Origin of the sequence: Geomonas silvestris, from assembly GCF_014193515.1 — a bacterium.
GTDB classification, from domain to species: Bacteria; Desulfobacterota; Desulfuromonadia; order Geobacterales; family Geobacteraceae; genus Geomonas; species Geomonas silvestris.
Window position 1 is genome coordinate 140,734 of sequence record NZ_BLXX01000007.1, and the last position, 11,821, is coordinate 152,554.

An 11,821-nucleotide genomic window follows, 5' to 3' on the forward strand; every position below is an offset into this window, starting at 1 on the left:
TATTGCAATACTGAAAGCTTGGCACCAGGGGGTACCCCTACCTGATGAGCATCCGAAATCATGGAAGAGTTCAATTTCGTTTTCGTTTCGTTGATCTAACCTTGATTGCCGTCCTACTCTGATGAGGTAGTCATGCCTATTGAATCCCAGTCCCTAAAGGAGCTACCTAAGTGTCAGGTCTGGACATGAACAACCAGAGAGTCGCTGTGAGGTAAGGCCTTCCATTGAGTTTGTGGTGATATAAATGAAAGGGTCTTAAAGGCTCCTATACCTCACCCTTTGTCCATGTCCGGACCTGACACCTCAGCCTCCCGCATTCCATGAAACCCAACCTAAATTTCCATCAACCCGGCAGTTATCTTAGAATCTGATCGATCGAGCTTCTGTGTCAGGTTTGATTCAGTATTTCCTGCAGAAGTATTGATAGCAGGACCATCTGCATTGGTACTTCACGGCTTTACGGAGTAAACCAATGGAAAACATTGGCAAGACCCTTTCAGGTTTTTATTGGCTAAAATAGTGAGTTGTTTTATGGGAAAAGTAAACATTCACCCACCACGTCTATTTTCTTCAAACATCTCAACTGACATGGGATACTTGAGGCGCCAGACCATCTTGATTGGTCGCTCGCCCTCGTAATTTACTTGCTCTACAGGCCCCAGAAATGTGAAAGGTACCGTCAACCCATTGCGCTTCTTCAGGCCACGGGCAAATACCAAAACTGTGTATCCGCGCTCTTTATGATTGATTAAATTTTGACCGTCATTGTGGTGCTGAGCGGTGTTTGCCTGGGACTCCCAATGCAGAAGCTCACGGCTGATAGGGTAATCCGCGTACATTGTGCTGGGAGAGAATTCTTTCTCGGTCTTCTGGAACGTCACCAGAAGAACGTAAGTTTTCATCTCGGCAAAATGCATCACCCCGACACCAGTCTGACCGCTACTCTCAAGGCTTGCCCGGCCAAAGGCAGCTTGAATTTCCCTTATTCCATATTGTGCATGGAGTTCTAGTGGCACGTCGAATGGCAGCTCCAAATTTATCCCTGCAACTTCGGTAGAGTCCAGGGACCAGGCGAGGATCTCATCCATGTCCGCGCACACTGTAGGATTTTCTGACAGGCGCCGAAAGGCATCTTCCAACGACTCAACCCCAGCCCGCTCCGCCTTCTCGCCCCAGATACGGTAATAAAGCAGCATCGCAGATGATCCCGCCAGAGTGAGAGCCTCTATTACTTCTCCGTCAGTAACCTTCCGCAATACCTGGCGTAAGAGACTGGCTTCTTTTGGCCCATTGATAAAAGCTGACCGCAACAATGCCTTCTTGAGACGTGACAGGTCAGGATCAACGGGGATCGGTGCCAGCTGCGCTTTGGCCTTCCATTCGCTCCAAGATTCCTTCGCTAACAACACTTCGGGTTCGTAATCGTGATAGCGGATAAAGTTACCAAAGGTGAGATCCTGGCCCGTTTCGCTGGTAAAGGTCTGTAACCGGTCCGGCACCTGCACTGCAAGCCGACCGAAGTTCTCCCTGATGTTATCGAGTATGTATTGCCGAGACAGGCGGTCGAGTTGAATTGCACACCCTGCAGGCAGGTGCGGGAAATCTTGTTCCACTTCCTTATCAATGGCGAAACGGTGCCTGGGAAGTAGTGCTTTTAGTTTTGTATCACAGCGATAGCGGCGATGAGCCTGGCCGACGAAGTCGAGGACAGTGAGGCATTCTTTCTCTGGAGCATGCCGTAGACCACGACCGAGTTGTTGCAGGAATACTGTCAAGCTCTCCGTAGGGCGCAAAAAGAGGACGATGTTGATTTCGGGGACGTCTACCCCTTCACTCAACTTGTCCACGGTGAACAGAATCTTTAGTTCACCCTTTTTCAGCTTATCTAGCAACTTCGCAGATTGCTCAGTATCAACTCCAGAGACAAACGGGGCTGCGGGGATTCCTCGCAGATTGAACTGCTCGGCCATATACTCGGCATGCCGAATGGTTACGCAAAAACCAATTCCTTTCAGTGTCTCCACATCTGGTTCATACCGATGAAGAGCAGTAATGATGGCATCGACACGCTGACGGGCGTAGGCCTGATCTAGCACATATACATTCTCCAGCGCTGCGGTGTCATACTTGCCGTTACGCCAGAACTGCTCCCCATTTATTGCAACAGGATCGGCAATGCCGAAATAGTGGAAGGGGCAGAGAAGCTTTTCTTCGAGCGCCTCGGGTAGACGGATTTCTGCAGCAAAGCGATTACCGAAGTCGGCAGCGACATTATCTCCGTCCATCCTCTCCGGCGTGGCGGTCAATCCAAGTAAGATCTGTGGCGCAAAATGATCAAAGATAGGCCGGTAGCTGTTGGCTGTTCCATGGTGGGCCTCATCAACCACGATGTAATCGTAAAAGCCACTCCCAACTTGCTCCCAAATTTTACGTGAAGCAAGCATGCCGACTGAGCAAAATAGATGTTCCAGTCGGGTTGCTTCAAACGGCCCCACTTGCAACTCGCCGAAATTTTGGGCACGCAGGATATTCCGAAACGTCACCTGTGCTTGCTGAAGGATCTCCTGACGATGAGCAAGAAAAAGCAGGCGGGCTTGTCGCTGCCTTTGCTCAAAGAAGCGCTTGAAATCGAAAGCAGCCACGACAGTTTTTCCTGTGCCGGTAGCTGCAATCACAAGATTTCTCCACCGGTCGTGAACATCCCTTTCCCTCGCCAGCGTTTCCAATATTCTTTCCTGGAAGGGGTGGGGACGAAGATCAAAGAACACCGCAGGCGCATAGATACCCTTGTCTTTGCCCCGAGCAAGTGCACGACGGAGCATCTCAGGATTCGAGGGGTCAAAGGGGACAAACTCGCAACTGTTCCAGTAGGTTTCAAACTCGACGGAAAATTTCTCGAGGATGTGGGCCATGTCCTGAGCGGTGATCTTGAGATTCCACTCTAGGCCACTAGTGATCGCAGCATGAGACATATTTGCCGAGCCAATGTAGGCCGTCGAAAAACCACTCTGCCGTCGGAAGTGATAAGCCTTCGCATGCAAGCGGGTCCGTTCGGTGTCGTAGGAAACTCGAACCCGTACATTTGGGAGCTTGGCCAGCCATTCCACCGCAGGTGCATCAGAAGCTCCCATGTAGGACGTGGTAATGACTCGTACAGGCACTTGACGGTCACGCAAATCTTCGAAAGCAGGTATTAATAACCGAAGACCGGACCACTTGATAAACGACACCAGAATATCCACGCTATCGGCGGAACGCATTTCTTCCAGCAGTTCGTGGGCTAGTTGTGGCTCTTGAGGCGAGCCGGTAAAAAGGCTGCTTTCGGCGAGGGATGTGTGGGGGCGAGGAATTCCCGACCGGTTAAAATTCGACGGAGTAATTTCTCAAAGGAGGGATTTCGGCTCCGACACAAGACGGCGCTTCTCCAGATGCTCCCTACCAGGTTCAGCTGCCACCGATCCGAGAATCCGATTACAAAGTGCGAGCCGCCGTTCCGGGTCTGACTCTTCTCGCAGAGCCTGCTCCAACACCTTTGCTACGAAACTGGCGTAGACCGCCGGCTGTTCCTCAGGATCGATCTTACCAAAGACGCGGCGCAACTCAGGACGCTGAGCCAGTGCCTCTTGCAAAGCTTCATCTAAAAGCGCTTCGTATATGCCGTGGGCTAATGACATCGGAGCTCAATCATTCTATATGGAGTAAAAAGCAGCCCAAAACGTGCGTCAGGCTGTGCGACGTGGTAACCAAAACCTCATGAGTAAGATCTCGTCGCACATTAGGACAGACGCTGTTAATTGTCAAAAACATTTGGTGGTGAAGGCTTCTTTCTCCGAAACTTCTCCAATTAAATGGCAGATAATTCCCACACGCGACCAGGGACACCGTAACAGCTGTGCCTTGACAGAGTTGGCCCAAAAGTCCTGTTTTTTGTCATTGCGCCATCCCCGCCTTTGCAGTAGTTTTGCCGCATGAACAGTTGTGCTAGCCATTCTTCTTCAGAAGCTCCCTTTTCCAAACTTGTAGTCATGGCCGCCTATGACAAGGCAGAGGTCCTTGATATTACCGGACCACTGGATGTATTCGCCCTTGCCAACGCCGTTCATCGTGAACACGGTGGCCTAGCCCCTCTCTATCGAGTCGAGATAGCCGCCAAGGGGAGAGACAACATCATCGTTACGTCTTCGGGGATGCGACTAATCGCCGACTCTGGTTGGGGTGGGAGCACCGATATTGATACGCTTCTGGTTCCTGGTGGACCTGCGGCGGACGATGCTCCGGCTGAACTGGTGGAGTATCTACGCCTTGCCGCACCCCATGTGCGGCGCATCGGGTCGGTTTGCACGGGGGCTTTCGTGCTGGCTCGGGCTGCACTTTTGGATGGACGACGCGCCACTACACATTGGCGCGAGGCGGAACGGCTGCGGCAACGCTATCCGCAGATCCAGGTGGACGAAGACGCTATCTACACGAAGGACGGCTCGGTGTACACCTCGGCCGGCATCAGCGCGGGGATCGATCTTGCCTTGGCGATGGTGGAGGAGGATCACGGGCGTAAGCTGGCGCTCGAGGTGGCGCGGCTTATGGTGCTTTACGCCAAGCGGCCGGGGGGGCAGTCGCAGTTTAGTACCTCGTTGATCTCGCAGTTCCGGGAGGGGGGACCGCTCTCCCCTACCCTGCAGTGGATCCAGGAGAATTATCGGGAGCGCCTGGACAACGAGGCACTCGCGGCGCACGCCGCCATGAGCCTGCGCAACTTCTCGCGGGTCTTTAAGCGCGAGGTGGGGGTGACACCCGCACAGTTTATCGAACGAGTTCGGCTTGATGCGGCGGCGAAGCTGCTTGAAGATACTAACCTGTCCATGGAATCCATCGCCCGGGAGTGCGGGTTCCAATCGGGAGAACACTTCAGGCTGTGTTTTACTAGGCGATTCTCAATTTCTCCACGTGACTACCGGCATAGGTTTTAGTGACTGTGGTGGCTTCGTTGAATTGACAATTGACAATTGACGATTGACAACGAGAACCTGGAGAAGCATGGACAACGCAATTCATTACTGCATTTACAAGGAGACTTCGTGAAGAGACTTATCAAACTTGTTCTTGTTACCGCTCTACTGATCGCTTCGGCCTGGGCCGCTTTCGCTAAGGAACCGCCGGTGGATTTGCAGCCTGCGACTCCTGCCCACCAGAAGACGATCGGGGTGCTGCTCTTTCCGGGGTTCGAGATGCTGGACGCTTACGGGCCTATGGAGATGTGGGGCAACCTGAAACACGCGCCGGCTGCTACCTGGGGCGGGGAGGAGAAGAAGGTCGGCATCCGGCTCATCACAATCGCTGCCAAGCGCGGGGAGGTGGCTTCGAACCAGGGACCGAAAACGATGGCGGATTACGGGTTCGAGGACGCTCCGCAGTTCGATTACCTGCTCGTGCCGGGTGGGCTGGGGGTGATTCCGCTCCTGCAGGACAAGGCTACCCTGAACTGGATCCGGGCACGGGCCGGCAAAGCTGAACTTGTCATGTCGGTCTGCAACGGCGCCTCGCTCCTTGCCGCAGCCGGTGTCCTGGATGAACGGCCGGCTACGACGAACAAGATGTTCTGGAAACACTCGACGGACCCGGGACCGAAGGTCAAGTGGGTGAAGAAGGCGCGCTGGGTCGATGACGGCAACGTCGTCACCTCGTCGGGGATCTCGGCGGGAATGGACATGACGATTGCGGTGATCGGAAAACTTTACGGGAAGGAGCTGGCGGCGTGGCTGGAGCAGCTCACCGAGTACGATGCGCACAGGGACCCGAGCTGGGACCCGTTCGCGGTCAAGGCCGGCCTGGTCAGGGATTAAGAGGGATAAAGGCCTTATCGAACAGGGACGAATGGGATGAACGGGGATAAGGGCAAACAAAACCTACCAGGATTAACAGGGATGGATGGGATGAACGGGGATAAAGGCTAGAACCAACAACAATCCACTGCAGTTAAGGTTGATCGGCCTCTTGCGCTTGCGCATCAAGCCGAATGGGAACTAAGGAGCCTGGACCGGAAACGGACAGGCTTCTTGTTCATTGTGATGCCCGTAACGACATGCTCTTACCCGCTCGAAAAGTTTACCTATGCCACACCCATCATAAGCAGCTGGGAGACTAAGTCTCTATTCCCCTTGCTGTTTTTGGTTTTCATCCCCTGCATCCCATTCATCCCTGTCCCGATTAACAACTTCGTCGTCCGAATAACGATATTTTGTCGGCAATGTACAACATCGCTGCGGGAATATCGTTATTTTGTTTGCGAAGTACAACATCGTCGGGACGATGTTGGTTATTGCTCCCGCGATTAATGTTATTCCGTCCGCGATGTACAACATCGCCACGGGAATATCATTATTTCAAAAAAAGTAACGTTATTCCTCCGGCGATTAACATTATTCCAACCGCAATGTTGTACATTGCGCCGACGATATTGTTGATGGCCCGCCGAATATCGTTATTTCCCCGGCGATTAACGATATCTCCGCGAAAATATCGTTATTTTTTTCGCAATATCGTTAATCGCAGCGACGATGACGAAGATCGCGCCACCGATATCACACTTCGTCCCTTCGATGTTGTACATCGCAGAGACGATCTTCGTTATCGCCACAGAAATAGCGCTATTTTTTCCGCGATAACGTTATTCCCGCCGTCATCTATGTTATTTCATCGACGAAGTAAGATATCACGGCGGGAATATAGCTATTTTTTAGACGAAGTGCTACATCACAGAAAAAATATTGTTATTTCCGAGGGGATGTTCGCTAGCGTCGTTACCATCTCGTGTATCAGCTGGTGGAAGTCGTCTGAGGGGCAGGCAATTGGGTTCTTCGGGCGGGAGAACTGCCACTTCTGGCAGGGCTAATGCGAGGGCGGGGGCGGAAAGCGGATTATCGCGGGAGGCTTGTCGGCTTTCGCCTTGACGAATGCTTTTATAAAAAAGTGGCGGCACCGCTTGGTGCCGCCACTTGTAGTTTTACGCCTACTGCAAAGAACCATCTAGACCGCCATGATCTTGATGACGTTCGACCAGGGACCGAATCCGCCCGGTCCGAAGACGCGGACCCTGAAGTAGTAGACTTTGCCCGGCTCCAGTCCATCGAGCCTTACGTTGCGGGTGTTGAGGAAGGTCCCGGCGGCATGCCAGTCGGCCTCATTGTTCGGATCGCCAAAGCACATCTCCAGATCGTAGTGCACCGCAGCAAGAACTTTCGCGATCTGGAAGATGAGGGATCCACTCACCGGACCATGTTTGACCACGAACCGCTCGGTGGCCCCCAGGGGACCATAGGAGGAGCGGGAGTTTTTCTTCTTCTCCTTCTTCTTGAGCCCGAGCCCCTCGAGGTAGCGCTGGTCCTTGTGCCGCGCCGCCCGGATCTCGGCGTAGTTCACGAAGATCCTGATGTTGACGATGCACTCCTGGATGAACTGCTCCAGGTAGGCCCGCTTGCCGGTGTCCTTGGTGGCCGCATCGTCCTGGGCCTGCTGCAACTTCCAACTGAGGTCGATGAAACCGTCGCCGTTGAGTACCCCCTCGATGAAGGGTTCCTGGTACATCTCGTGCGCCTTGATGTGGCTCCCCATTGTCCCGAGAAGCACGATCAGGTCGTTGACGGGTATCCCCTTCAGGCTCGTAACGTCGATCTGTCCGAAGTAGCGCTCTTCCATACGCCCTCTCTTTAAATTAGTGTTTTCAAATCTGAACAGAGATTAACAGAGGAGTTTTCGGGCGTCAAGCGGGCAACTGAAAAAAATCAGGGATGGGGAGGATAAAGGCTTACGGCAGGACAAACAGGGATGAATGGGATGAACGGGATGAACAGGGATAAGAGCAACGGCTAAACGAACAGGGATAAATGGGATGAACGGGGATAAGACTATAAATACGCGAGCCTTCCGATAATCGACCCACTGGTCCCAACCGGGAAGGAGCATCCCTGCTCGCTCCCGGTCCGGATCAGTGTCTGAAAAGACGTGCCGTCCACCTCCTCGGGGGGGGGTAGCGTCATTTCCAGGTAGCGCTTGAGCATCTTCCAGGAGAGCTCGTAGGTGTACTTATAGCGCTGGAACACGCCATCACGTAGTAGATCGTTTGCGTGCTCCACCTGTGCAGCCTGCAACCCGACAGCCAACTGGGCAACCGCCTTGGCGCAGTCCGATCATGGTTTCCTGCGTATTCTCAGGTATCCCCCACAGAGGATTAAGCCAAGAATCACACTTATCAAGGATGCAGGTTCAGGTACCGGGGTCAGAGTCATTGAAGTGGTGGCAAACTGTGTTGCCCCAATGGATCCTCCCGCACCGGGGATGATCTGGGTGAGCGGTTCACTGAGAGCCGCGACGCTGAGGACCCCTTCGATATAGTACTGATGGTCGCCATTCAACCAGATATCGGTCTGGAAATCAAACCAGCTGCTGTCACTATTGACAATACTGAAAATTGGATTCCTAATGTCAGTAGAATCGTAAAGATACCAATAAAAGGCGTAAGTTGGGTGATATACTGGTGCTATGCAGTTTTCAATGCGGTTTATTATTATTGAATCGGCACTGGATATCCTAATATTGAATTTAGAACTTCCACTAATTTTCGGCGTAATCAGGTCAGGGCTATAGTAAAATTGTTGTCCAGTTTCACCGTGTCCGCTCAAATACCATCCTTCGTAGAAGTCAGACCAATAGGTTAAACTTTGAAAATTTACGTTTAGAGTTATATGTTCATCAATACCGATGACAACCGCATAGGCAGTCGGGGTATAGATAGTTCCCAATAGCACTAGTATCAATGCGGCAAGTATATGTTTCATTGACGACATTAGTGATACCACCGAACCAAAAGACATCTGTTTCATACACAACCCCCTTTGCACCGATTTGATTTCATCAACGCAGCAAATTTGGGTACGTTTCGTGATGTTTTGGATGGTTACTATGCACGAGCGCCCTGGTAGCAGAAAAGCTTCGGCGCTCAGTCGGCGTGATCAGAACACGGAAAAGCAACCCGCTGACGGGGCTTTAGAGTACGAGGGGCCCGGCATTTGCCCCCCGCTTGTGCAAATAAATGATCGCCCACCTAACGACACTGCGCGCGCCCTATGCAGACAACTGCCTTGCCTACCTTGTTACACAGGGCATTTCGTGATAAAAGAGCAAATTACAGGCCAAACATAATATACGTTTAATTCTAATAGGTTATTTTTTTAACCAGGCGAAATATGCCGCCGAGTGTAAATTTTTCTGACAGATTCGCGTAATACTGGCGTGTTAGTTTGTAAAGTAATTCGGCACCAGAGATCATAATTGCCAGTAAAACAGAGCATTACCTAACGTACATTTAATTTGTTCACATAAAATCAATTTTCTATTTTGCCCCAGAAAAGCTGTTTCCGGACACCTTGAATCCGGCAGGCCACATAATCCAGGACTCCTCCCTCGCTGCCGCAACATCAGCGGCCACACGCCCCCCGGATGTTATTGAGCCAGAATCTACAGTATCGGGCAGCCAACAAAAGAAAAGGCCCCGATTTCTCGGGGCCTTCGAGACTGCTTTAGTTTTTAGCGATTCCTTTTGTGGTGCCCGGAGCCGGGGTCGAACCGGCACGGCCTTGCGACCGAGGGATTTTAAGTCCCTTGCGTCTACCAATTCCGCCATCCGGGCCGCTGCCGGTACCGGTCTTCTAGAGGTTGTTCACCCGCTCGCGCAGATCCTTGCCGGTCTTGAAGAACGGGGTCTTCTTGCTCGGAATGCTGACGATCTCGCCGCTCTTCGGGTTACGCGCCTCGCGCGGCTCGCGATCGCGGATGGTGAAGCTCCCGAACCCGCGGATCTCGACCTTGTCACCGGCGGTCAGAGCCTCGCTCATCGCGTCGAAGACCAGCGAGACAACGGCCTCGGAGTCCTTGCGGGTCAGGGAACTGCGTACTTCCACCAGCTTGTCAATCAGTTCGCTCTTAGTCATTGTTACACCTCAGTAGTTGGCTATTAAATTACACCTGTCGGCGAAGTGACGGGTATTACTCTTCGTTTTTCTTGCTGAGCTTCTCTTTCAGGAGGTCGCCGAACGAAGAGGTTGCCTCACCGGTGGAACCCATGTACGAAGCGAACTCTGCCTTGTCGATCGCGGTCTGCAGGGACTTGATGGACAGGGCGATCTTCTTGTCGACCACGTCGACGGAAAGTACCACGGCCTCGAGTTCGTCACCCACGTTGGCGAAGTCCTTCGGGGTGGCGACCTTCTCCTGGGAAAGCTCGGAGACGTGCACCAGGCCCTCGATCCCCTCTTCGATCTCGAGGAACACGCCGAAGTCGGTCACGGAGGTGACGCGCCCCTTGACGCGGGAACCCGGACGGTACTTCCTGGGGATCTCTTCCCACGGATCCAGGGCAAGCTGCTTGATGCCCAGGGAGAGGCGCTCGTTCTCGACGTCGATGTTGAGAACCACGGCCTGCACGGTCTGCCCCTTGCTGAACAGCTCGCCCGGGTGCTTCACGCGGCGGGTCCAGGAGATGTCGGAGACGTGGACCAAGCCGTCGATGCCGTCCTCGATGCCGATGAAGACGCCGAAGTCGGTGATGTTCTTGATCTGGCCTTCGATCTTGGTGCCGACCGGGTAACGGTCGCCGATCACGGTCCAGGGGTTGACCTCGGTCTGCTTGAGGCCGAGCGAAATCCTGCGGTTGCCCGGATCAACACCCAGGATGACCGCCTCGACGTCCTCGCCGGTCTTCAGGATCTCGGACGGGTGACGCACGCGGCGGGTCCAGGACATCTCGGAGACGTGCACCAGGCCTTCGATGCCGTCCTCCAGCGAGATGAATGCGCCGTAGTCGGTGAGGCTCACTACCTTGCCGCTGACGCGCTCGCCTTCGTGGTAACGGTCGTTCACGTTCAACCAGGGATCGGGCACGGTCTGCTTGAGGCCCAGGGAGATCTTCCCTTTCTCGCGGTCGAACTTGAGCACCATCACGTTGAGGGTGTCGCCCACCTTGACCATCTCGGAGGGGTGGCCCAGACGGCCCCAGCTCATGTCGGTCACGTGCAAGAGGCCGTCAACGCCGCCCAGGTCCACGAACGCGCCGTACTCGGCGATGTTCTTCACCTGGCCGGAGACGATGTCCCCTTCCTTCAGGGTGGCGAGGGTCTCGGTGCGGGCCTTGTCGCGCTCTGCCTCGAGGAGCACGCGGCGGGAGAGCACCAGGTTGCCGCGCTTTCTGTTCATCTTGAGGATCTGGAACGGGAAGCTCTGGCCGATGAAACGGTCCATGTTGCCGCCGGGACGCAGGTCGACCTGCGAAGCCGGGAGGAACGCCTCCACGCCGACGTCGACGGTCATGCCGCCCTTCACCTTGCCGGTGATCTTCCCTTCGATGATGCCACCCTCGCCGGCTGCGGCGATGGTCTCCCAGGCAACCTGGGAATCGGCCTTCTTCTTGGAGAGGACCATGTGGCCGCGGATGTTCTCGCCGCGCTCGAAGTAGACGTTCACTTCGTCGCCCACTTTCACGGTCACATCGCCGTTCTCGTCGAGGAACTCGCCGATGCGGATGCACCCTTCGGACTTGTAGCCGACGTCAACCAGCACCACATCCTGCTCGATCTGGACCACCACACCCTTGACGACTTCGCCGCTCTGCGGCTGCCTCAGGCTGTCCTGGAAAAGGTCGGCGAACTCGCCGCCCATTTCGGACTGATCCATCTCCTCGTCATTATCGTGTAACCGCCTGATCGGCATATCTTTTTTCTTGTACGTCTTTTTTTCGTCTTCCATCAAGCCTGTACCCCCTGGGAAAATTCTC

The 11,821-nt window shown here is 53.9% G+C and carries 6 protein-coding genes, 1 tRNA gene and 2 pseudogenes; 2 read left to right on the forward strand and 7 right to left on the reverse strand.

Annotated features, from left to right (window positions below):
- Positions 1-548: 548 nt before the first annotated feature.
- Positions 549-3,674 (reverse strand): annotated as a pseudogene (locus GMST_RS12760) (DEAD/DEAH box helicase).
- Between the two features lie 294 nt (positions 3,675-3,968).
- Between GMST_RS12760 and GMST_RS12765 the strand changes: the two are divergent.
- Both GMST_RS12765 and GMST_RS12770 read left to right on the forward strand, forming a co-directional pair.
- A complete protein-coding gene (locus tag GMST_RS12765) occupies positions 3,969-4,967 on the forward strand; it encodes a GlxA family transcriptional regulator (protein WP_183355044.1) in 999 nt (332 codons plus the stop codon).
- 189 nt (positions 4,968-5,156) lie between these two features.
- Positions 5,157-5,840, forward strand: coding sequence for a DJ-1/PfpI family protein (locus tag GMST_RS12770; RefSeq protein WP_183355045.1), 684 nt, complete (start codon positions 5,157-5,159; stop codon positions 5,838-5,840).
- Positions 5,841-7,023: 1,183 nt separating this feature from the next.
- Here the strand turns inward: GMST_RS12770 and GMST_RS12775 are convergent.
- The 6 genes and pseudogenes from GMST_RS12775 to GMST_RS12800 all read right to left on the reverse strand — a co-directional run bounded on the left by GMST_RS12775 (position 7,024) and on the right by GMST_RS12800 (position 11,793).
- Entirely contained in the window at positions 7,024-7,692 is a 669-nt protein-coding gene (locus GMST_RS12775) for a fibronectin type III domain-containing protein (RefSeq protein WP_183355046.1), read from the reverse strand.
- A 209-nt stretch (positions 7,693-7,901) separates the two neighbouring features.
- Positions 7,902-8,165 (reverse strand): annotated as a pseudogene (locus GMST_RS12780) (nucleotidyltransferase substrate binding protein); the annotation flags it as partial.
- A gap of 18 nt (positions 8,166-8,183) precedes the next feature.
- The gene (locus tag GMST_RS12785) at positions 8,184-8,876 is read right to left on the reverse strand and encodes a PEP-CTERM sorting domain-containing protein (RefSeq protein WP_183355048.1); all 693 of its coding nucleotides are present in this window, start codon (positions 8,874-8,876) and stop codon (positions 8,184-8,186) included.
- A 719-nt stretch (positions 8,877-9,595) separates the two neighbouring features.
- Positions 9,596-9,682: transfer RNA gene (locus GMST_RS12790), tRNA-Leu, on the reverse strand.
- Between the two features lie 19 nt (positions 9,683-9,701).
- Positions 9,702-9,983 carry an integration host factor subunit beta gene (locus tag GMST_RS12795; protein ID WP_183355049.1) on the reverse strand — a complete coding sequence of 94 codons (282 nt, stop codon included), beginning with the start codon at positions 9,981-9,983 and terminating at the stop codon, positions 9,702-9,704.
- 55 nt (positions 9,984-10,038) lie between these two features.
- Positions 10,039-11,793, reverse strand: coding sequence for a 30S ribosomal protein S1 (locus tag GMST_RS12800; RefSeq protein ID WP_183355050.1), 1,755 nt, complete (start codon positions 11,791-11,793; stop codon positions 10,039-10,041).
- Positions 11,794-11,821 lie beyond the last annotated feature (28 nt).